The following is a 20,928-nucleotide window of genomic DNA, read 5'->3' as shown; positions in this document are numbered from 1 at the left end:
GGTCAGGGAAGGCTCCTCAGCATTCCACCCAGCTCACTGCCAGGCCGCCCCGTGAAGTTTCTTTGTATTTGTCATGCATGTCGGCGCCGGTATCGCGCATGGTGCGGATCACCCGGTCCAGGGAAATGAAGTGTTTGCCGTCGCCGCGCAGGGCCATCTGGGTGGCGTTGATCGCTTTCACCGCGGCAATCGCGTTGCGCTCGATGCAGGGCACCTGCACCAGCCCGCCCACCGGGTCGCAGGTCAGGCCGAGGTTGTGTTCCAGGCCGATCTCGGCAGCGTTCTCCAGTTGCTCGGGGGTGGCGCCGAGGACTTCCGCCAAACCCGCTGCGGCCATGGCGCAGGCCGAGCCCACTTCGCCCTGGCAGCCGACTTCGGCGCCGGAGATGGAGGCGTTCTTCTTGCACAGGATGCCTACGGCTGCGGCGCCGAGGAAAAAGCTCACGACATCGTCGTCACAGGCCTGGGGATTGAACTTCATGTAGTAGTGCAGCACCGCCGGGATGATCCCCGCCGCACCGTTGGTAGGAGCGGTGACCATGCGCCCGCCGGCGGCGTTTTCCTCGTTTACCGCCAGGGCGTAGAGGTTGACCCACTCCATGGCCGAGAGGGTCGAGGTGATGACATTCGGCTTGCCGATTTCCAGCAGGCTGCGGTGCAGCTTGGCGGCGCGCCGGGGGACATCGAGGCCGCCAGGCAGGATGCCTTCGTGGCGCAGGCCCTGTTCGACGCATTCGCGCATCACCGACCAGATATGCAGCAGGCCGCTACGGATTTCGGCGTCGCTGCGCCAAGCCCTTTCGTTGGCCAGCATCAGCTCGCCGACCCGCAGCTTGTGGGTCTTGCACAGCGCCAGCAGTTCAGCAGCGCTGTTGAAGTCGTAAGGCAATTCGACGCTGGCGCCGGCTTCAGTTCCGGCCTCGACCTGGGCGGCCTCGATGATGAAGCCACCACCCACCGAGTAGTAGGTCTGCTCCAGCAGCGTGCCTTGCTCGCCTGAGGCGGTCAGGGACATGGCGTTGGGGTGGTAGGGCAGGCTTTGGTCCAGCAGGAGCAGGTCCTGTTGCCAGTCGAAGGCGATGTTCGTGCGCCCCCCCAGCAGCAATTGGCCGCTGTCGCGCAGTTGCTGGATGCGTGGGCCGATGCTGCCCGGGTCGATGCTGTCGGGCCATTCGCCCATCAGCCCCATGACGCTGGCGCGGTCGGTGGCATGGCCGACACCGGTGGCAGAGAGGGAGCCGTAAAGGCGGATCTGCACCCGCTGTACCTGATCCTCCAGGCCCAGGTCGAACAGTGCCTGGGCGAAGGTGGCGGCGGCGCGCATCGGGCCCACGGTGTGGGAACTGGAGGGACCGATACCGACTTTGAAAAGATCGAAAACACTGATAGCCATGCTAAAGCCTTACAAGCAATGGAAGGTGGATCGCTGCCATTTTTTGTAGGCCAAGCGCAATGTCGGCGATACTGCCCGGGTCGGTCGGAACTGACCAACGAAACTTCCTAAGAGATCCTTTAGCAGGACTAAACGATGAGCCGTCAGTTTCATGCCCAGACCTATGTCTGGCTGCATGTGTTTTCCTGTGCCGCGCGGCACCTGTCCTTTACCCGCTGTGCCGAAGAACTGCACATCACCCCCGGTGCGGTCAGCCAGCAGATCCGCCAGTTGGAAGAGCGCCTGGGTCTGCGCCTGTTTCACCGTCGGCCCCGGGGAGTGGAACTGAGTGCCGAAGGCCAGCGGCTGGCGCTGACGGTGAGCGAGGCCTACGGCAGCATCGATGCGGAACTGCGACGCCTGGACGCGGGAATGATCAGTGGCACCCTGCGTCTGCGTTCGATCCCTTCGTTTCTCGGCAAGTGGCTGACCCCGCGTTTGCCGCGGCTGCAGCAGCGTTATCCGGAGATCCAGCTGCGGCTGGTGGCCGAAGACAGCAGCGTGGCCTTGCACGAAGGCGACTTCGACCTGGCCATCGACCTGAACGACGGCAGCTACCCCGGCTTGCAGTCCACCGCGTTGCTGGATGAGCAGATTTTCCCGGTCTGCGCGCCGAGTCTGCTGCGGGGCCGTCCGCCGTTGCACGGGCCGGCAGATCTGGCGCATTTCCCCCTGCTGCACGACATCACCGCCTGGCGCGGCAGCTTCGAATACGCTGAATGGGAGTTCTACCTCAATGCCATCGGCTTCGAAGGCGCGGATGTGCGTCGTGGCCACACCTTCAACCGCAACCACCTGACCATCGAGGCGGCGATCGCCGGCATGGGCGTGGCGATTGCCCGGCGCACCCTGCTCAATGACGAACTGGAGCGCGGCACCCTGATCGTGCCTTTCGGCCTGGCGGTGCCCAATCACAAGCGTTATGTACTGCTCTATGCACCGGGCGCCCTGAGCCATCCGGGGGTGCGTGCGGTGCATGACTGGCTGGTGGAAGAAGCGGAGATATTTCGCGGCTTGCACCCTCTGGGTGAGGGGCAATTGTGAGGGGTTGAGCGAGGAAGCCGAATCGAGCTAACTCCCGACCTTAACAGCGCCTTTGCAGTTTGTCCGGCTTTATTTGCGTATGAATATTTATCTTTTTTAAGGGGTTGAAATGTTCGCCGCCGTGCCTAATTGTGTAATCAAGAGGTCACGAAATGCAGGTCCAAACGTCCTGCCTTGACCCTCTTACGAGCAAGCTGAAATAAGGGAAGAACTATGCAAATCCAAGTCCATAGCGATAACCATATTCAAAGCAGCCTTCGGTTGGAGGAGTGGGTGCGCAGCACCGTTGAAAGCACGCTCGAACGCTACGAAGAAGACCTGACCCGGGTCGTGGTCCACCTGCGGGACGAGAACGGTGGCAAGTCAGGTCCGGACGATATGCGCTGCCAGCTGGAAGCCCGTCCGAAAGGTCACCAGCCGATTTCCGTGACCCACAAGGCCGACACCCTGGAACAGGCCATTGATGGTGCGACCATCAAGCTGGAAAGTGCCCTGGAGCACATGTTCGGTAAATTGCGCGGCAAACGTGCGGCGGCCGTGCCCAGCAGCGACGGCACCGAGGCGGATGCCCTGCTCGAAGAAGAATTCCTGGAAAACCAACAGGCCGCGCTCAATAGCTGACGGCTGAGTTTCTCCCCCAACCCACGGGCCTGCATTGCAGGCCCGTTTTGTTTTGTGGCGAGAAAAGTCAGAACGCCACTGACGTTTGTACATAGAGCGTGCGTGGCTCACCCACGTACTTGCCCTTGTTGTTGTCATCGAAGGAGCGGGTGAAGTACTGGTGGTTGAAGATGTTCTTCACGCCCACCGCCACATTCAGATCCGACAATTGCGGGCCGAAGTCGTAGCCGGCACGGGTGCCGAACAGCATGTAGCCGGGGATGCGGCCGTTGCTGCCGTCGGCACTTTCACGCGAGGTGTTGGCGTTGTCGGCGAACTGGCTGCTCTGGTAGCTGCTGTCGAGGTTGAGCTTCCACGGACCTTCGGTGTAGCTCACCCCCAGGGTGCCCTTGTGCTTGGAGGAGAAGGGCACGCGGTTGCCCTTGTTCGGACCGTCCTCACGAATCGTGGCATCGACGTAGGCATAGGTGGCGTAGACATTGAAACCGGCCAGCGCCGGATCGAGGCCGTCCAGGGCATAGTTGATGCTGCTCTCGATACCCTGGTGGCGGGTTTCGCCCCGGGCGATCACCGTGTCGTTGGTCTGGTTGCTGTCGTACTGATTGTCGAAGTTGATCAGGAAGGCGCCGATCTCCGCCCGCAGGTTGCCATCGTCATAGCGGGTGCCCAGTTCCCAGGTGCGGGCCTTTTCCGGTTTGACCTCGCCGCTGGCCACCCGGTTGGGCATCTGGCTGTATTGCACGCTGCCGAAGGAGCCTTCGGTGTTGGCGTAGAGGTTCCAGCTCTCGTTGAGGTGATACAGCACATTCAGCGCCGGCAGCGCGGTGTTGTAGTCGCCCTGGTATTTGACGTGGGTGAGGTTGTTGCTCTGCTGGGACTCGATCATCTCGTAGCGGATGCCCGGGGTCAGGGTCCACTTGCCGATATCGATCCGGTCGTCGACGAAGAATGCGTGGGCCTCGGTGCCGCCACGAGTGTCCCGGTCGTTGCGACTGTTGCTGGTGGGCAGTTGCTGATTGGCGGTCAGCGGTGTGCGATAGCGCAGTTCATGCCCGGCTTCGTTGATGTAGCGGTAGCCGACGCCCACTTCATGGCTGCTGTCCCCCAGGTCGAAGCCCTGGGCGAAGCGGGTTTCCAGGCCACGGACCCAGTACTCGCGGGGTGACAGGGAGAGGAAGCTGCCCTGGTCCAGGTAGCCGCTGCGCAGGGTCTTGGTGAAGAAGCTGTTGACGCTGAACTCCCGGCGATCTTCCTGATAGTGATAACCGACATTGAACATCGTGCGCCGGCCCCAGAATTTGTCATAGGGACGAGTGGACTGATACGGATCGGCTTTGTAGTCCGCCACGTTCAGGCCGCCGGGCATGTCCGCTTCACCCTCGTAGTACTGGGCCATGGCGTTGAAGCTGTTGGCCTCGTCGAGCTGGTACTTGCCCTTGAGGATCAGGTCGTCGATCTGCGTGTCGCTGTGTTCGCGCCAGTCGCCGCCGCGGGTGCCGGAATACAGCAGGGCGCCACCCAGGCCGTTGTCGGCCGTGCCGCCGGCCAGCAGGTTGGCGCTGGTCTTGAAACCGTCATGGCTGGAGGAGGGGCTGGTCTCGGTCTGAAAACCACCCTTGACCGTTGGCGCATCGGGAATCGCCCGGGTCACGAAGTTGACGATGCCGCCGACGTTCTGCGGGCCGTAGCGCACGGCGCCGCCGCCACGCGCCACGTCCACGGCATCCATGTTGCCCATGCTGATGGGGGCAAATGACAGTTGCGGCTGACCGTAGGGGGCGAACGGTACCGGGATGCCGTCCATCAGCACCGTGGAACGCGAGGCCAAACGCGGATTGAGGCCGCGAATGCCGAAGTTCAGGGCCATGTCGTGGCTGCCGGTGCCGTTGTTGTCCGGTGCATTGACCCCGGGAATCCGATTGAGTACGTCCCGAGCCTGGGTCGCGCCTTGACGCTCGAACTCTTCCCGCCGAATCACGTCCCGCGCGCCAGGGTGCTCGAAGACATCGCTCTGCTGGGCATCGCCGAGCCAGTCACCAACCACGCTGGAGGTCTCCAACTGCACCGACGCCGGGGTTGCCTCGGGGTTGGCCGGTTGCAGGCTGAAGGCATTCTGGCCCTCGGCCCGGGCTTGCAGGCCGGTGCCTTGCAGCAGGGCTTTGAGGCCCTGTTCCGGGCTGTAGTTACCTTCCAGGCCACGACTTTGCACGCCACGGGTGACCTCTGAGCCGAAGGAGATCAGTACCCCGGCTGCACGACCGAACTGGTTCAGCGCGCTTTCCAGGCTGGTCGGGGCAATGTGGTAAGGCTTGGTCTCGGTGGTGGCGGCCAGGACCTGGGGCAGGCTGGCAAGACTCAGGCTGGCGCCTAGCAACAGGTGACGCAGGGTACGGGCCAGGGGTGTGAGGCGGATGGGGTGCTCGGTCATGAACGGCGATCCTGAGAAGGGGGAATCAAGGTGGCTTTCCCTCTCTGTCACCCGAGCCGGGCAAAACGGCTCAACGGCCATGAAAAAATCTTTCTGAGCGAAAGAACCAGCGACGGATGGCGGTTGCCGACAATCAGGCCCGAGCCTCGACCGTGACCCAATAGCGGGTAAAGCGCCGCACCCTGACCGGCAGGCTGATGGCCAGCAGGTCGAGAATCCGCTCGCTGTCATCCAGGGGATAACTGCCTGAGATCAGCAGGTCCGCCACCTGGGCATCGCAGTTCAACTGGCCACGACGGTAGCGCCCCAACTCATCGAGGAAATCCGCCAGGCGCATATGGGCCGCCACCAGCATGCCTTCGCTCCAGGCACCGCTGCCGGCATCCAGCGCTCGGGGCGGCTGCCAGCTGCTGTGGGTGAAATTCAGTTGTTGTCCGGCCGCTACCTGAGGCGGCAGTGCGCTGTAGTGCGCAGGCGTCACACTGACCGTTCCGGAAAACACCGCCAGCTGACTGTGCTCCTTGAACTGGCGCAGGTTGATTCGTGCGGTAGTGGGGCGGACCTGCCCCTGGGCGGTCTGTACCACCAGCGGCCGGGCGTCCTGGCCGGCGCTGAGCATGATCTCGCCCTCCAGCAGGCGGATCAGTCGTTGTTGTCCATCGAAGCGCACATCCACCGCGCTGCGGGTGTTGAGCTGCAACTGGCTGCCATCGCTCAGTTGCAAGGTGCGCCGCTGGCCCACGGCGCTGCGGTAGTCCGCCAACAGCGGCGGCAGCGGGTTGTGCTCCCGCAGGCCCCAGGCGGCGGCCGAGCCGGCACCGAGGATCAGCAACAGCTTCAGGGTCTGGCGCCGGCTGGCGGATTTCGGTGCATTCAAGGCCGCGTGGGCCAGGGGCGAGGACAAGCCGCGCAAGCGCTGATTGACCCTTTGGATATGCGCCCAGGCTCGCTGGTGTTCGCTATGGGCGTCGTGCCATTGCTGCCAGGCCGCCTGCTGGCGCGGGCTCAAGGGGCCGCCTTGCATTTCGATCAGCCAGTGCACGGCCTGTTCGGCCACGGCGTTGCTGAAGTCGGGCTGGCCATTGAGGTGTGGATTCATCGAGGTGCTCACAGGGCGAAATAACAACGCATGGCGGCTTTGTTCAGATGCCGTTTGACTGTGGCGATGGAGATGTTCAATTGCTCGGCAATCTGACCGTAGGTCAGGCCATCGAGCTGACAGAGCAGAAAGGCCCGCTTGACCGGGCGTGGCAGGCCGTCGAGCAAGGCGTCCAGCTCCATCAGGGTCTGCAGGATGATGGCCCGTTCCTCCTCGGAAGGGGCCACCTGTTCCGGCATCTGCGCCAGGGTTTCCTGATAGGCCCGCTCCAGATCCTGGCGCCGGTAGTGGTTGAACAGCACCCGTTTGGCGATGGTGGTGAGAAACGCCCGGGGCTCGATCAGGGTTGGTGTTTCCCGGGCGCTGAGCACACGAATAAAGGTGTCCTGGGCCAGGTCGGCGGCACTGTGCGGGCAGCCGAGCCGGCGCCGCAACCAAGTGTTCAGCCAGCTGTGATGGGCTTGGTAGAGGCCTTCGACGGTAGCGCAATGGGACAAGTCGGACGCTCCTGCACCCATAAGGCGCATAAGAGAACAAGAATTGTTCGCATTGTAGTGTTGCGACAGGGCATTCGGCAATCAGCCCGTACCGACAGAAATGGGCCGCGTTGTCGGTGTTTTTTTGCACATGAGAATATTTATCATTAGTATTGTGCGCCTGTTTCTCCCCGACGGCCTGCGCAGTGCCCCGGGCATCCCCTCGCTGCAAGGTTCAAACATGAAAAGCAAGGCCGGCGGAGTTCCCGCTTCCTATCGTCTGGCAGTGGTCTCGCGGGTCTGTGCCGCGGTCCTGGGTGGTTACCTGCTGGCGGCGCTGTCCAGCGTCTGCCTGACCCTGCTGCTGCCCATTCCCCGGGCCGACGCCGTGCTCAGCGGGATGATGGCCTCCTTTGTGTTCTATCTCTTGGCGGTGCTCTGGTGCTTCGCCTGTCGCACTGCCTGGCAGGCCTGGTTCGGCCTGTTGCTGCCAAGCCTGGTGCTGGCGCTGGTCGCCGGCAGCGCCTATTGGGTGGCCTTGCCATGAAGGAAGGTTTGCGTCAGTCCATGGCCTGGCTGCACACCTGGGCCGGGCTGGTGTTCGGCTGGTTGCTGTTCGCGATTTTCTTCACCGGAACCCTGTCCTACTTCAAGGAAGAAATTACCCACTGGATGCAGCCGGAGGCCCCGGTTCGGGCCGTGCATGCCGATATCAGCCTGGATCTGGCCCAGCGTTACCTGGAACAGCACGGCCAGGGCGCGCAGCGCTGGTTCATTACCCTGCCCGATGCGCGTCAGCCGCTGCTGTCGGTGGCCTGGCAGGCGCCGAGCGCCCCGGGCGAGCGCGGCGAGTTCACGGAAAAACTCCTGGACCCCAGCACCGGCAGCGAACTGCAGGTGCGCGATACCCGTGGCGGCGAGTTCTTCTACCGCTTCCACTTCCAGTTGCAAATGCCTTATCCCTGGGGCCGCTGGTTGTCGACCCTGGCCGCCATGGTGATGTTCGTGGCCCTGATCAGCGGCATCATCATCCACAAGAAAATCTTCAAGGACTTCTTCACTTTCCGGCCCCGCAAGGGCCAGCGCACCTGGCTCGACGGGCACAACGCGGTGGGCGTGCTGGTGCTGCCATTCCACTTGATGATCACCTACAGCAGCCTGGTGATCTTCATGTCCATGGTCATGCCGGCGAGCATCCTGGTGGCCTACAAGGGCGACAGCAATGCGTTCTTCAAGGACTTGCGGCCGGCCAGCAACAGCATCCCGGCGGCTGGGCAGCCGGCAGCGCTGACGCCCCTGGACCCGCTGCTCAAGCACGCCCTGGAGCAGTGGCCGGGGGGCCATGCGCAGCGCCTGGTGGTCAACCACCCGGGGGATGTGAACGCGTCGGTGCACGTCATGCGCCACAGCGCCGACCGGGTGGCCCGGGATCTTGGCAGCAGCGTGTCGTTCAACGGGGTCACTGGCCAGCCGTTGGACGCCAGCCCCGAACAGTCCCTGCCCATGGCCATCGGCGGCAGTTTCTATGGCTTGCACATGGGCCTGTTCGCCGGTCCGGTGTTGCGCTGGCTGTACTTTATCTGCGGCCTGGCGAGCACCGCGATGATCGGCACCGGGCTGGTGATCTGGCTGGGCAAGCGCCAGCTCAAGCACGCCAAGCGCGGGGTCATGCCCTTCGAGCTGCGCCTGGTGGAAGTGCTGAACATTGCCAGCATGTCCGGGCTGGTGCTGGCGGTGGCCGGCTTCTTCTGGGCCAACCGGCTGTTGCCGGCAGCCTTCGCCGAGCGCGCCGAGTGGGAGGTCAACAGTTTCTTCATCCTGTGGGGCCTGAGCCTGGTGCATGCCGTGGTCCGGCCCGGGCGGCGTGCCTGGGTCGAGCAATTGAGCCTCGCCGCCTTGCTGTTCTCCAGCATCCCCTTGCTGGACGCGGTGACCAGCCCGAGCCTGATGGACGGCTTCATGGTGCGTGGCGACTGGATGCTGGCGGGCTTCGACCTGGCCTGCCTGAGCAGTGGCCTGTTCCTGGCCTGGGCTGCGCGCAAGCTGCATCGCGGCCAGCACGCACCGGCCCGGCAGCGGCCTCTGCCCCCTGACACCGAGGTGAACTGATGTTGCTGGCGCTGCTGTTGTGTTTTAGCGGATTCACCGGCCTGTGCCTGTCCCTGGACCGGCATCACGGCGAAGTGCTGGGGCACAAGCCCACGACTCGGCGCCAACAGGGCCTGCGCCTGGGAGGCTGGTTGTTGCTGGGCCTGTCGCTGGCGGCGGCAGTGCAGGGCACCGGCTGGAGCCTGGGGCTGGTGCAGTGGTGCGCCGTGCTGATGTGCAGTGCCTTGCTGCTGGTGTTGCTGCTGCCCTATCGCCCGCGTCTGGTGCTGTCGATGGCGGGGGCCAGTCTGTTGGCCTGCCCCCTTGCGGCCCTGGCCCGGTTCTGAGGGAGCGGACCGTGATGAGCGCCCTGCCACCGGACCCCGGCGACCTGGATCACCCCGATCTGCGGGGCAGTCGTGCGCATTTTCTGCAGGTGTTCCTGTCCCAGCGTTCGCAGATGGAAGCCTTGGTCAGCCGCCGGGTCGGCTGCCGGGCCACCGCCGCGGACCTGGTGCAGGACCTGTTCCTGCGCTTCTGGCGCCGGCCCCTGGTGCAGGTCGAAGAGCTCAGCACCTACCTGCTGCGCTGCGCCGGCAACATTGCCATCGATCATTTGCGCAGCGAAGGCGCGCGGGTGCGGGTCAGTGAAGGCTGGCTACCGGAACAGCAGGACAACCAGGGCAGCGAGCCCCAGGCCGCCCTGGAAGCCGGCAATGACTTGCGACACGTGGAGGCCGCCCTGCGCAGCCTGCCGCAGCGAACCCGGCAGATCTTCCTGCTCAACCGTATCCACGGACGCAAGTACGCCGAGATCGCTAAGGTCATGGGGCTGTCCCAAAGCGCCGTGGAAAAACACATGATGCGCGCCCTCGAAGCCTGCAAGGCCAGCCTGCGGGAACCTGCGCCCCCGCGCACGCCAAGGAATGCACCGTGAATCAGCGCTCCAGAGTCATCCCGACGCCAGCCCAGGAACAGGCCGCCCTGGCCTGGCTGAGCCTGCTCCACGACCAGCCCAGCAGCGGCGATCAGGCCACCTTCAGCCAATGGCTGCAGGCCGATCCGGCCCACGTCGAAGCCTATGCCCAGGCCCAGGTGCTGTGGGAGTTGAGTGAACAGCCGGCGCGGACCCTGGCGGATGAAGACGCCTTGGCCCTGCAGGGCCTGCTGCGCGCCATGGACGGAGCCCGGGCTCGGGCCCGGCGGCGCTGGTCGGCAGGGTTGGCCATGGCCGCCAGTGTGCTGCTGGTGATCGCCCTGGGCGCCGGCTGGCAGCCGGGCCGTTGGCTCGATGACCTGGGCGCCGATTACGTTTCCGCGCCGGGTCAGGTACGCACGGTGATGCTTGCCGACCAGAGCCAGGTCACCCTGGACGCCGACAGCGCCATTGCCGTGGACTTCAGCCGCGGCGAACGTCATGTGCAGTTGCGTCGTGGCGCCGGTTTCTTCAGCGTCAGCCACACGGGCGCGCCCTTTGTGGTGGCGGCCGGGGAGGGCGAAGCGCGGGTCCTGGGCACCCAGTTCGAAGTGCGTCTGCAAGCCGACGGTGCCCAGGTCACGGTGCTGTCTGGGCGTGTCGCGGTCACGGCCGCCAAAGGCGCGGCGCAGCAGGTGCTCGGTGCCGGCCAGCAGGTGGCGTACGGTCATGGCCAGGCGACCCCGTTGCAGGGTGTCGACAGCGAAGCGCAACTGGCCTGGCGCCAGGGTTGGCTGAACTATTACCACGCGCCCCTGGCCGAGGTGGTGCAGGACCTGCGACGCTATTTCCCCGGACGCATCCTGCTGCTCAATGACCAACTGGCAGCGCGCCGGGTCAGTGGCAGTTTCTCCAGCAAGGACCCTCAGGCGGTCCTCGATTCCCTGCAGGCGGCCTTAGGGTTCGAACAGCACCAAGTCCTCGGCAGGTTCATAGTCCTGCGCTGAAAGGCCCGTCCCAGAGCTCCCGAACATTCATCGATATCACACCTTTCTGTCACCAAACCGTTATATCAGGCGCGGATGATCTGCGGATTCCTGAGCACATGGTCAGGATCGGCGAGGGTTGTGATTCAGCTCTCACAAGGGAGGGAAGGCTGAAGCGGGAGCAAGACGATGCGCAGCTGGGATGTCGCAAAAAAGAAGAAGGCCCACATCGAAATCATTCCGATGATCGATGTGATGATGTTTCTCCTGGTGTTCTTCGTACTGATCAGTCTCAACGTGATTCCCGCCGTGGGAATCAAGACGCAGTTGCCGGTGGCCAGTACCGCGCAACAATTGAAGCCGCAAAACAAGGCGGTGATTACCCTGGGTCTGCAAGAGCGCCTGCAACTCGACGGCCAGGACCTGGATGAAGGGGCGCTGTTGGCACAACTTAAAGTGCTGAACAACGGCAGCGAAAAGTTGGTGATCATTATCAACAGCGATCAGGGTGTTGAAGTTAAACGCCTGGTTTCGGTGATGGACTTGCTCAAGGGCAATGGCTTCTCTTCCGTCTCCATCGCTACGCGCAAGTCCTGACGCCATGTTCGGTTTATATAGAACTCGCAAGTGGCTGGCGTGCCTGCTGCCGGCCGGCCTGCTGTTTCTGCTGATCTATGCCAGTCAGTTGCAACAGTTGCAGATCAAGCCGGTGTATGACGAAAGCACGGTGGAAATTGCCCTGGTGGATGCGGCGGAACTGGTGGCCGCGGCAGAGCCAGCACCGCCTGAGCCCGAGCCGCTGCCGATCGAGCCCGAGCCACCGCTGGTGGTGCCTGAGGAAGAGCCGCTGGTGATCGAGCCGCCCAAGCCCAAGCCGGTGGTCAAGCCCAAACCGCCGGCGCCCAAGCCGCTGGTGGCCAAGCCGCAACCACCCAAGCCGGCTCCGGCTCAGGTGGCCAGGAGTGCCCCCGCGGCGCAGCCGGCGGTGCTTGCAGCGCCGCAACCGGTGGTGGCGCCAGCGGCTCCTGCACCGGCTCCGGCCCCCGCACCTGCGGCGCCCGCCAGTGCAATCAAGGAAAGCCTGTACACCGCCGCTTTGCGCAAGGAACTGGAAAAGCACAAGCAGTACCCCAGCGGCCGCGAGGCCTCGCTGCAACGTCCCCAGGGCGATGTGGTGATCTGGCTGGAAGTCGATCGGGCCGGCAACGTGCTCGACAGTGGCATCGAAAACAAGGCGCCGAACATGTTGCTCAATCGCGCGGCGCAAACCAGTTTGCGCCGTGTGGAGAAAGTTTCACCGTTTCCCTCGGACGCGTTCTCCGGCAAGAACAAGCAACGTTTTACCGCGACCTTTAGTTACAACGTGGAATAAACCCATCACCTATTAACGAAAGTTGTAAGCAAGGGATTGACCCGTGAAGATCAATAAACTTTATGCCCTGCTTCTGGCATCGGGCCTGGGCAGTTTTGCGCCATTGGTTTTGGCCGAGGATACAGTTGACGTCGGTTCGGTGAACGTTGCCGGTAAACAGACCCTGGGCAACGGCCACATGATCAAGGAAGAAAGCGCCAAGGGACGTTCCACCGTGACCAAGGAGGCCATGGACCAGATGGCCCCCACTGCCAACGCCGTGGACAAGCTCAAGTACACCCCGGGGATCAACGTTTCCAGCACCGACGCCACCGGCCTGAGCGGCACCAACTTCACCATGCGCGGGATGAACTCCGACCAGGTGGGTCTGTCCGCCGATGGTTTCCCGATCAACGACTCGGGGGACTACAGCATCTACCCGAACCTGATGGGCGACCCGGAGAACTTCAGCGAAGTCTTCGTCACCCAGGGCTCGTCCGAAGCCGACGGCCCGCACATCGGCTCCAGCGGCGGCAACATCGGCCTGGTGACCGTGCGCCCGACCAAGGACTTCGGCGTGTTCGCCAAGCAGTCCATCGGCTCGAACAACGTGCGCAAGAGCTTCGCCCGTCTCAACACCGGTGACCTGGGCGGCTTCAAGACCTGGGTCTCGGCGTCCCACACCGAGGGCGACAAGTGGCGCGGCAAGGGCACCCTGCGGGCTGACAAGGTCGAGTGGAACACCCTGTTCGAAGACGGCAACGGCAACTCCACCAACGCCATCGTCAAGTACAACCAGCAGGAAAACTACAACTACAACAGCCTGAGCAAGGCCCAGTTCCAGAACCAGGGCCGGCGCCTGGACTACTCGGAAAGCACCGTGTTCAAGAACGGCAGTGTGTCCCAGTCCTACAAGCTCAATCGCAACCCTTTTGAAAGCCTGACCGCCTCGGTGACCCAGCGCTTCCAGCTGCGCGACGACCTGAGCCTGACCTTGAACCCCTACTACGTGTGGTCCAACGGCGGCAGCTTCAGCGGCCAGACCGCCACCAGCTTGTCCGCCAGCTCGAACAAGGCCGGCAACTACGACCTGAGCGGCTTGCCTGCCGGCACCTACTACCGGCCGTCGTGGACCGAAACCTGGCGCCCCGGGATGACCACCAAGCTCAAGTGGGACCTCAACGAAGAGCACAGCCTGGACGTCGGTTACTGGTACGAGCGCGCCCGCCAGCGCCAGACCCAGCCCTTCATCGGGATCAAGGGCAATGGCGCCCCGGAAAATGTCTGGGGCGACTACAACGGTTCCGACCAACTGGTGGACCGCAACGGCGCCACGGTCCAGGGCCGTCACCAATACACCGTGACCCCGGCGCAGAAACTCTGGGTGCAGGACACCTGGCAGGCGACCCCGGACCTGACCCTGACCGGGGCCCTGGCCTACCAGTACGTGGAACGTGACGGCAACAACCTCGGCAGCCTCACCGACAAGCCGGAAAAACGCGACGCCAAGTACCACGAGTTCCTGCCCAGCTTCAACGCCAAGTACCAGATCGACCCGAACAACCAGGCCTTCTACAACGTCACCCGCAACATGCGTACGCCGCCCAACTACGTGCTCTACAACAAGGGCGATTCCATCAGCCTGAAACCCGAGCTGAGCTGGAACCAGGAACTGGGCTGGCGCTACAGCGAAGACAACATGGCCCTGAGCGCAACCCTGTTCTACATCAGCTTCAAGGACCGGCAGATCTCCACCACCGACGTCAACGGCGACTATGTGGTGGCCAACGTTGGCGAAGTGAAGAACCGCGGCCTGGAACTGGAGTGGAGCGGCAAGTTGCCCCACGATTTCAACTACTACGCCTCGTACACCTACACCCAGTCCGAGCAGATGGACGACCTGAGCAACAAGAACGTGCTGCTGCCCACCTCCGGCAAGCAACTGGCCAACGTGCCGGAAAACATGTTCAACCTGAGCCTGGGCTACGACGACTCGCGCTACTACGGCAACGTGGTCGGCAAATACGTCGGCGCCTTCTACGGCGACCTGACCAACGACGAGAAGATCGCCGGCCGCACCGTGGTGGATCTCAACGCCGGTATCCACTTGCCGGTGGACAAGAAGGTGCTGAAGTCTGCGACCCTGCGCTTCTCCATGCTCAACGTGTTCGACAAGGAATACCTGGCCTCGACCCGTACCGTGTCGTTCAACACCCAGCGCACCAACGGCCTGGCGCCGAGCACCGCCTACTACAACGTCGGTGAGGAACGCACCGCGATGGTCTCCCTGGAAGCCGGGTTCTGATGCCCTTCGGGGCCAAGAGGAAATGACGATGGACATGAATCTGCTGCACGACATCACCTTCTACACCATGTACGGCGCCGCTGCGATTGCCGCCTTTATCGCCGTGGAGCGCGGCATCTACTTCAGCTTCAGCCTGCGCCAGGCGAAGAAACTGGAGAGCGTGCTCAACCCGAAGATGCACAGCGTTGACGACCTGCCCGCCGAGCTGCGCCAGCGCAACAGCCTGCCCCTGGAGATGGTCGCCGAGCTGTTTGCCCACAAGCAGGGGCTGGCCAGCCACAAGGACCTGGAAGACCTCAGCGAGTCGATCTACATCGCCACCCGCAGCAAGCTGATGCATGGCCTGTGGCTGCTGGAAACCGTGGTCACCGCCGCGCCCCTGCTGGGCCTTCTGGGCACCATCCTGGGGATCATCGACACCTTCAAGGCCCTGGCCGAGACCGGCGTCAGCGACCCCGGTGAAGTGTCCAAGGGCATCGGCACCGCGCTGTACGCCACCGCCTTGGGGATCGCCATTGCCCTGGGCAGCATGATTTTCCACAACCACTTCCAGGACCGGGTCGAGCGCATCACCGACCACCTGAAGATCCTGCTGCTGCGCGCCGGCATGGGCACCGCGCTGAAGGCCCCCGCACCCACGGTCCAGGGCAGTCTGCAACCGGCCTGATGACCTGACGTGACCTGTAGCCGCTGCCGCAGGCTCGGGCCGCGTTCGGACGATCGACGGCGAGCGCTGTTCCCCAGCGCTCGTCTCTGTCCGATCCAGGCCTGTGTCAGCGGCCTTTTTTTTGCTGATCTGCCAAGGATTTCTTTCATGTCCCGTCTTCGTCCCATGCCCCGTTTGCTGGGTGCACTGACCCTGGCCCTGGTCACCCTGGCCGGTTGCAGCTCGCTGCCGCGCGAGCCGCAACCGGTGGCGGTGAACATCGTCGCCATCAACGACTTGCACGGCTATTTGCAGGCCAACCCCTTCAGCTACAAGGACCCCCAGGCCCCGGGCGGAGTGCGCAAGCTTGCGGCCGGCGGTATCGCCACCCTGGGCGGCATGCTCACCCAGCTGCGCCAGCAGGACCCGCAACTGCTGTTCATCGGCGCCGGTGACCTGGTGGGCGGCAGCCCGCCGCTGTCGGCCATGTGGGCCGACGAGCCGACCCTGGAAGCCCTGCGCCGCATGGACATGAAACTCAGCGCCATCGGCAACCACGAACTGGACAACGGCAAGGCCGAGTTCCTGCGCCAGCTCAATGGCGGCTGCCAGTCATCGCGGCCGGACAAGGCCTGCCAGTTCCGCCCGAACTACCCCGGCAGCGGCTTCCCCTACCTGGCGGCCAACCTGCTGGACAGCGACACCGGCCAGCCGCTGTTGCCGGCCTACCGCATCGAAGAGGTGCGCGGGGTCAAGGTGGCCTTCGTCGGCGCGGTGCTGCGGGACGTGTCTTCGGTGGTCAGCGCCAAGGGCATGCGCGGTTTGCAGGTGGCCGATGAAGCCGACGCCATCAACCGGCTGATTCCCGAACTCAACGCCAAGGGGGTCAACGCCATCGTCGCCGTGGTGCACCAGGGGGGCGCGACCCCGGAACCGTTCGACCAGCAGGACTGCTCGCAGTTGAGTGGCGATATTGTCGACGTGGCCAAGCGCCTGGACCCGGCGGTGGACGTGTTGATCAGCGCTCACTCGCACCAGGGCTACCTGTGCAAGGTCGGGCCATTGCTGGTGACCCAGGGCAATGCCTACGGCCATCTGTTGACCCACCTGACCCTGCAAGTGACCCCGGGCCAGCACCGGGTGACGAGCATCCAGGCCCTTAACCTGCTGGCCGATCCGGCCCGTTATCCACAGGACCAGGACTTGGCGAAGCTGCAACAGGAGGTCGAGGCCCGCAGCAATCAGGTGCTGCTCCAGCCGGTAGGGGCGATTGCCGCCTCGCCGATTGCCCGGCGCGCCGACAACGCCGGGGAAATGCCCATCGGCGACCTGATCGCCGACGCCCATCTGGCGGGTGGCCGGGCCAACGGTGCGCAAATCGCCTTCATGAATACCGGCGGCATTCGCAGCGATCTGGCCCTGGAGCCGGGGCAGACCCAGGTGAACTACGGGCAACTGGCGACCTTGCAACCGTTCAACAACAACCTGATCGCCTTCGATCTCACGGGGCGGCAGATCGAACAGGTGCTCAACCAGCAATGGAAGGGCGCGGAGGATGCCAACATCCTGCAAGTGTCCCAGGGCTTCAGCTACCGCTGGGACGCCAAGCGTCCGCTGGACAGCCGCGTGGTGCCGGGCAGTGTGCGTCTCGATGGCCAGCCACTGCAGGCCGACCGCAGCTACCGGCTGGTGATGAATGGTTTCCTGGCCGATGGCGGCGACCGTTTCAGCCTGTTCAAGAGCGGGGGCAACCGCAGCGACCTCGGGCTCAGCGACCTGGACGCGATGCTGCAGTACCTCAAGGCCATGGACCAGCAGGGCCGGCCTGTGGGCTCCAGCAGCAGCGCCGGGCGTATCCAGCGCCTCAACTGACACCAGAAGCGTCCCGATCCTTGTAGCCGCTGCCGAGCCTGCGAGGCTGCGAAAAGGTCCGCAGGACCTTGCTTGGCGATCTCCCGCCAAGCCAGCAGCGGCCTCAAGACCGCCGCGACCGCTTCGTCGGAATACCGCCCAGCCCGTTCGCCGCCTGCGCCAGCGGCTATAGGGGATGCATCGGGCCGGGAGGGGCGTTTTCGCCGTCGTGAAAATATTTTCAAAAAACAGGTGAGGTCTTTGCGTTCGAGCCACGTGTAGTGCTTGAAAGTGCGACTAATTCGCATTCATGGCTTTTTTACACGCGAGTCTCAAGCATGAAGTCCAGGGCACATTCGGCGGCAAACGCTTCGGTCAAACGGTGGTTCGGCGCTTCGGCGCTGGTGGTGTCGGGGTTGGCATGGCTGCCCCTGAGCGTGGCGCAGGCGGCCGAGGCCGGCAGTGCGCAACACGGTGCGCTGTTCAACTTTGCCATCGTGGCCAAGCCGCTGCCCCAGGCCCTCAGCGATTTCACCCGGGTCACCGGGATCAGCGTGGTCTACACCGACGAAGCGCCTTACGCGTTCAAGGCACCGGCCCTCAGCGGCCCCTTCAGCGCCGAACAGGCCCTGCAGCGTCTGCTGGGCGGTTCCGGCTTCACCTACCGGCGCAGCGACGCGCACACCCTGGTCCTGGAACCCTTGCCCAGCAGTGGCGCACTGAACCTGGGGGCCACCAGCATCACCACCCCGGGCCTCGACGACAGCACCAGCTACCAGCCGCCGGCCACCACTTCGGTGGCCCGTTCCCAGGCGCTGAACCAGGAAATCCCGCAGATCATCAACGTGGTTCCAGCCCAAGTGCTGCGGGACCAGACCCCGCGCAATCTGGACGATGCCCTGAAGAACGTCAGCGGCATCACCCAGACCAACACCCTGGGCGGCACCCAGGATGCGGTACTGCTGCGCGGCTTCGGTGACAACCGCAACGGCTCGATCATGCGCGACAGCATGCCGGTGGTGCAGGGCCGGGCGCTGAATGCCACGGCGGACCGGGTGGAAGTGCTCAAGGGCCCGTCGTCTCTGCTGTACGGCATCCAGGACCCGGGCGGGGTCATCAACATTGTCAGCAAGAAGCCTGAACTGCAGCAGTCCACGGCCCTGACCGTGCGTGGCTCGACCTACGGCTCGGGCAAGAACGGCAGCGGCGGCAGCCTCGACACCACGGGGCCGCTGGGTGATTCCGGGCTGGCCTACCGCTTGATCGTCGACCATGAGGACGAAGACTACTGGCGCAACTTCGGCACCCATCGCGAATCCCTGGTGGCGCCGTCCCTGGCCTGGTACGGCGAGCGCACCAAGGTACTGCTGGCCTATGAGCACCGCGAGTTCCTGACCCCCTTCGACCGTGGCACCGCCATCGATCCCAAGACCAACCACCCGCTGGACATCCCGGCCACCCGACGCCTGGACGAGCCGTTCAACAACATGGAAGGGCGCTCGGACCTGTATCGCTTTGAAGTCGACCACGAGCTCAGCGACGACTGGAAGGCCCACTTCGGCTACAGCTGGAACCGCGAGACCTACGACGCCAGCCAGGTGCGCCTGACCGCGGTAAATGCCAACGGCACCCTGACCCGGGCCATGGACGGCACCCAGGACGCCCTGACCACCGACCGCTACGCCACCGTCAGCCTGGAAGGCCAGGTGCAACTGGGCGGCATGCGCCACGATCTGGTGTTTGGCCTGGATGATGAGTACCGCAAGATCTACCGCGCCGACCTGATCCGGCAGAAAAGCCGGACCACCTTCAACTACCTGAACCCGGTCTACGGCCGGGAAGTGGCCGGAACCACAGTCAGCGCCAACGACAGTGCGCAGACCGACCTGTTGCGCAGCGACTCGCTGTTTTTCCAGGACGCCATCCACCTTACCGACCAGTGGATTCTGGTGGGCGGCGGACGTTTCCAGGAATACGACCAGTACGCCGGCAAGGGCCGGCCGTTCCGGGTCAATACCAACAGCAACGGACAGAAATTCGTGCCGCGGGCCGGGCTGGTGTATCGCTACACCGACCAGTTGTCGCTCTACGGCAGCTACACCGAGTCGTTCAAGCCGAACTCCAGCATCGCCGATCTGGCCGGTGGCAGCGCGGTGCTCGACGGCTCCATCGCCCCGGAAGAAGCCAAGTCCTGGGAGCTGGGGGCCAAGCTCGACATCCCTGGGCGCATCACCGCCAGCGCGGCGCTGTTCGATATCACCAAGCGCAATGTGCTGGTGACCACCGCCACCGCTACCGAGACGGTCACCAGCGTCGCCGGCGAAGTACATTCCCAGGGCCTGGAACTGGACCTGACCGGGCAGCTCACCGATCAGTGGAGCCTGATCGGCAGCTACGCCTACACCGACACCGAAGTGACCAAGGACACCCAGTACAAGGGCAAGCAACTGCAGAACGTGGCCAAGAACACCGGCTCGCTGTCGGCGGTCTACGACTTTGGCAGCCTGATCGGTGGCGACCGCCTGCGCGTCGGCGCCGGGGCCCGTTATGTCGGCGAGCGCGCCGGGGATGCGCCCAACAGCTTCGACCTGCCGGGCTACACCGTGGCCGATGCCTTCGCCACCTACGACACCCGGGTCGAAGGGCAGAAGGTCAAGTTCCAGCTCAACGTGAAGAACCTGTTCGACAAGACCTACTACACCTCGTCGGCCAGCAAGTTCTTCGTATCCATGGGTGATGCCCGCCAGGTGTCGCTGTCCAGCACCCTGGAGTTCTGATGAGCACCCTGATCCCGGGCCTGGCCGTGGCGCCTTAGTCGGCGCCCAGTGCCAGGGCTTGCGCTTGCGCCGCACAGTCGCCGCCGGCAGTCAGGCCCTTGGCGCGAACGGCCAGCAGCTCTTGCCGGGCGACGGCGAAGTCGGCCTGGAAGGTTGGATCGGTGTGCAAGCGTGCCACGGTGGTCGCGCCAATCTCGCGGCCTTCACGGACGTCGCTGTACCAGTGCACGTTGCACACCATGCGGCTTTCCGAATAGGCCCGGCCACGGGCCCAGAGCGCGTTGCCGTACTCGGGGGCCAGTTCGCTCAACAGCAGCGCCCAGGCCCAGCCGATGGCGCTGTGGCCCGATGGGTAGGAACCATCCGCGGCCAGCTTGGCTTCATCTTCCGGGGTGCAACTGGGCTGCTGGTTGTAGACGAAGGGCCGGGGGCGCTGGTAGCGCTTCTTTGCGCTATAGGTGGCCAGCCCGGCATCGGTCAGGGTCCGGCGCAAGACTCTGTACAGCGCAGGTGTCTGCTGTTCGCTGATGGGCGCATTCAGCGCACAGGAAAACGTCTCTGCGGCGGCGGGGAATTTCAGGTTGGCATCGCTGATGGCCAACGCCCAGCGTTTGCTGCCACGCAAGGCCTGGCTTTTTTCAGCCATGCTCTGGTCCAGCGCGAAGGCTGGCGTGCCCACCGCAGGAGGTGGTGGTAACAGCGACAGACTATTGGGCAGATCCTGCTGTTTCAGATAACCGATCAAGTAACCCGGTCGGAACTCCGGGACGTTTTCCGCTTGGCTGGTTTGTTTGGCTGCGGCGCTGTGGATCAGACTTGAAAACAATAGACCGGCCAAACAGTTCGATAGTAGGCGTTGCATGTGGATATCACCTCTAGGAGTTTGATTCGCTACATGGGTTCTGCTT

Annotated in this window: 18 protein-coding genes; 13 read left to right on the top strand and 5 right to left on the bottom strand. The window is 63.9% G+C overall.

The annotated features are described in order from the left end of the window. Positions 1–16: 16 nt before the first annotated feature. Entirely contained in the window at positions 17–1,393 is a 1,377-nt protein-coding gene (locus tag J5M73_RS13430) for an L-serine ammonia-lyase (RefSeq protein ID WP_207815789.1), read from the bottom strand. 135 nt (positions 1,394–1,528) lie between these two features. Between J5M73_RS13430 and J5M73_RS13425 the strand changes: the two genes are divergently transcribed. Both J5M73_RS13425 and J5M73_RS13420 read left to right on the top strand, forming a co-directional pair. Beyond that, entirely contained in the window at positions 1,529–2,476 is a 948-nt protein-coding gene (locus J5M73_RS13425) for a LysR substrate-binding domain-containing protein (protein WP_102861207.1), read from the top strand. 213 nt (positions 2,477–2,689) lie between these two features. Next, on the top strand, positions 2,690–3,097 hold the full coding sequence (locus J5M73_RS13420) for an HPF/RaiA family ribosome-associated protein (protein ID WP_102861208.1): 408 nt from the start codon (positions 2,690–2,692) through the stop codon (positions 3,095–3,097). Between the two features lie 67 nt (positions 3,098–3,164). On the opposite strand, the gene fecA is transcribed toward J5M73_RS13420, so the two are convergent. The 3 genes from fecA to J5M73_RS13405 form a co-directional block, all read right to left on the bottom strand. After that, positions 3,165–5,525 (bottom strand): TonB-dependent Fe(3+) dicitrate receptor FecA, encoded by a 2,361-nt coding sequence (gene fecA / locus J5M73_RS13415; RefSeq protein ID WP_207815783.1) that lies wholly within the window; start codon positions 5,523–5,525, stop codon positions 3,165–3,167. 133 nt (positions 5,526–5,658) lie between these two features. Further along, positions 5,659–6,624, bottom strand: coding sequence for a FecR family protein (locus tag J5M73_RS13410; RefSeq protein WP_207815781.1), 966 nt, complete (start codon positions 6,622–6,624; stop codon positions 5,659–5,661). Between the two features lie 8 nt (positions 6,625–6,632). Beyond that, positions 6,633–7,121 (bottom strand): sigma-70 family RNA polymerase sigma factor, encoded by a 489-nt coding sequence (locus J5M73_RS13405; protein WP_102861211.1) that lies wholly within the window; start codon positions 7,119–7,121, stop codon positions 6,633–6,635. A gap of 220 nt (positions 7,122–7,341) precedes the next feature. On the opposite strand from J5M73_RS13405, the gene J5M73_RS13400 reads away from it, so the two are divergent. The 11 genes from J5M73_RS13400 to J5M73_RS13350 all read left to right on the top strand — a co-directional run bounded on the left by J5M73_RS13400 (position 7,342) and on the right by J5M73_RS13350 (position 20,020). After that, positions 7,342–7,647, top strand: a complete 306-nt coding sequence (locus J5M73_RS13400) for a DUF3649 domain-containing protein (protein WP_102861711.1) — start codon at positions 7,342–7,344, stop codon at positions 7,645–7,647. Beyond that, the gene (locus J5M73_RS13395) at positions 7,644–9,209 is read left to right on the top strand and encodes a PepSY-associated TM helix domain-containing protein (protein WP_102861212.1); all 1,566 of its coding nucleotides are present in this window, start codon (positions 7,644–7,646) and stop codon (positions 9,207–9,209) included. Before J5M73_RS13400 ends, J5M73_RS13395 begins: the two co-directional genes overlap by 4 nt. Beyond that, on the top strand, positions 9,209–9,535 hold the full coding sequence (locus J5M73_RS13390) for a DUF3325 domain-containing protein (RefSeq protein ID WP_102861213.1): 327 nt from the start codon (positions 9,209–9,211) through the stop codon (positions 9,533–9,535). Before J5M73_RS13395 ends, J5M73_RS13390 begins: the two co-directional genes overlap by 1 nt. A 14-nt stretch (positions 9,536–9,549) precedes the next feature. After that, positions 9,550–10,125, top strand: coding sequence for an RNA polymerase sigma factor (locus J5M73_RS13385; protein WP_115581634.1), 576 nt, complete (start codon positions 9,550–9,552; stop codon positions 10,123–10,125). After that, positions 10,122–11,111, top strand: a complete 990-nt coding sequence (locus J5M73_RS13380; protein ID WP_115581635.1) for a FecR family protein — start codon at positions 10,122–10,124, stop codon at positions 11,109–11,111. The genes J5M73_RS13385 and J5M73_RS13380 overlap by 4 nt, the downstream gene beginning before the upstream one ends. A gap of 168 nt (positions 11,112–11,279) precedes the next feature. Further along, the gene (locus tag J5M73_RS13375) at positions 11,280–11,687 is read left to right on the top strand and encodes a biopolymer transporter ExbD (RefSeq protein WP_060837609.1); all 408 of its coding nucleotides are present in this window, start codon (positions 11,280–11,282) and stop codon (positions 11,685–11,687) included. Between the two features lie 4 nt (positions 11,688–11,691). Continuing rightward, positions 11,692–12,462, top strand: a complete 771-nt coding sequence (locus tag J5M73_RS13370) for an energy transducer TonB (RefSeq protein ID WP_207815779.1) — start codon at positions 11,692–11,694, stop codon at positions 12,460–12,462. A gap of 43 nt (positions 12,463–12,505) precedes the next feature. Next, positions 12,506–14,746, top strand: a complete 2,241-nt coding sequence (locus tag J5M73_RS13365; RefSeq protein ID WP_102861217.1) for a TonB-dependent receptor — start codon at positions 12,506–12,508, stop codon at positions 14,744–14,746. Positions 14,747–14,774: 28 nt separating this feature from the next. Further along, positions 14,775–15,413, top strand: coding sequence for a MotA/TolQ/ExbB proton channel family protein (locus tag J5M73_RS13360; protein WP_207815777.1), 639 nt, complete (start codon positions 14,775–14,777; stop codon positions 15,411–15,413). A gap of 147 nt (positions 15,414–15,560) precedes the next feature. Further along, the gene (locus J5M73_RS13355; RefSeq protein ID WP_207815775.1) at positions 15,561–17,264 is read left to right on the top strand and encodes a bifunctional metallophosphatase/5'-nucleotidase; all 1,704 of its coding nucleotides are present in this window, start codon (positions 15,561–15,563) and stop codon (positions 17,262–17,264) included. A gap of 317 nt (positions 17,265–17,581) precedes the next feature. Continuing rightward, complete coding sequence (locus tag J5M73_RS13350; protein WP_102861220.1) at positions 17,582–20,020, top strand: TonB-dependent receptor; 2,439 nt, start codon at positions 17,582–17,584, stop codon at positions 20,018–20,020. A gap of 34 nt (positions 20,021–20,054) precedes the next feature. Here J5M73_RS13350 and J5M73_RS13345 read toward each other — a convergent pair whose 3' ends face one another. Then, positions 20,055–20,882: a phosphatase PAP2 family protein gene (locus J5M73_RS13345; RefSeq protein WP_102861221.1), complete on the bottom strand. Its 828-nt coding sequence runs from the start codon at positions 20,880–20,882 to the stop codon at positions 20,055–20,057. Positions 20,883–20,928 lie beyond the last annotated feature (46 nt).

Source organism: Pseudomonas sp. 50_B, assembly GCF_017491625.1.
In the GTDB taxonomy this organism is placed as follows: domain Bacteria; phylum Pseudomonadota; class Gammaproteobacteria; order Pseudomonadales; family Pseudomonadaceae; genus Aquipseudomonas; species Aquipseudomonas danubii.
This window is presented reverse-complemented; position numbering and strand designations above follow the sequence as displayed.

Bases quoted from the DNA above. Each gene is read 5' to 3' on its own strand.
- J5M73_RS13430 (WP_207815789.1), bottom strand. From the start codon at position 1,393: ATGGCTATCAGTGTTTTCGATCTTTTCAAAGTCGGTATCGGTCCCTCC.
- J5M73_RS13425 (WP_102861207.1), top strand. From the start codon at position 1,529: ATGAGCCGTCAGTTTCATGCCCAGACCTATGTCTGGCTGCATGTGTTT.
- J5M73_RS13420 (WP_102861208.1), top strand. From the start codon at position 2,690: ATGCAAATCCAAGTCCATAGCGATAACCATATTCAAAGCAGCCTTCGG.
- fecA (WP_207815783.1), bottom strand. From the start codon at position 5,525: ATGACCGAGCACCCCATCCGCCTCACACCCCTGGCCCGTACCCTGCGT.
- J5M73_RS13410 (WP_207815781.1), bottom strand. From the start codon at position 6,624: ATGAATCCACACCTCAATGGCCAGCCCGACTTCAGCAACGCCGTGGCC.
- J5M73_RS13400 (WP_102861711.1), top strand. From the start codon at position 7,342: ATGAAAAGCAAGGCCGGCGGAGTTCCCGCTTCCTATCGTCTGGCAGTG.
- J5M73_RS13395 (WP_102861212.1), top strand. From the start codon at position 7,644: ATGAAGGAAGGTTTGCGTCAGTCCATGGCCTGGCTGCACACCTGGGCC.
- J5M73_RS13390 (WP_102861213.1), top strand. From the start codon at position 9,209: ATGTTGCTGGCGCTGCTGTTGTGTTTTAGCGGATTCACCGGCCTGTGC.
- J5M73_RS13385 (WP_115581634.1), top strand. From the start codon at position 9,550: ATGAGCGCCCTGCCACCGGACCCCGGCGACCTGGATCACCCCGATCTG.
- J5M73_RS13375 (WP_060837609.1), top strand. From the start codon at position 11,280: ATGCGCAGCTGGGATGTCGCAAAAAAGAAGAAGGCCCACATCGAAATC.
- J5M73_RS13370 (WP_207815779.1), top strand. From the start codon at position 11,692: ATGTTCGGTTTATATAGAACTCGCAAGTGGCTGGCGTGCCTGCTGCCG.
- J5M73_RS13360 (WP_207815777.1), top strand. From the start codon at position 14,775: ATGGACATGAATCTGCTGCACGACATCACCTTCTACACCATGTACGGC.
- J5M73_RS13355 (WP_207815775.1), top strand. From the start codon at position 15,561: ATGTCCCGTCTTCGTCCCATGCCCCGTTTGCTGGGTGCACTGACCCTG.
- J5M73_RS13350 (WP_102861220.1), top strand. From the start codon at position 17,582: ATGAAGTCCAGGGCACATTCGGCGGCAAACGCTTCGGTCAAACGGTGG.
- J5M73_RS13345 (WP_102861221.1), bottom strand. From the start codon at position 20,882: ATGCAACGCCTACTATCGAACTGTTTGGCCGGTCTATTGTTTTCAAGT.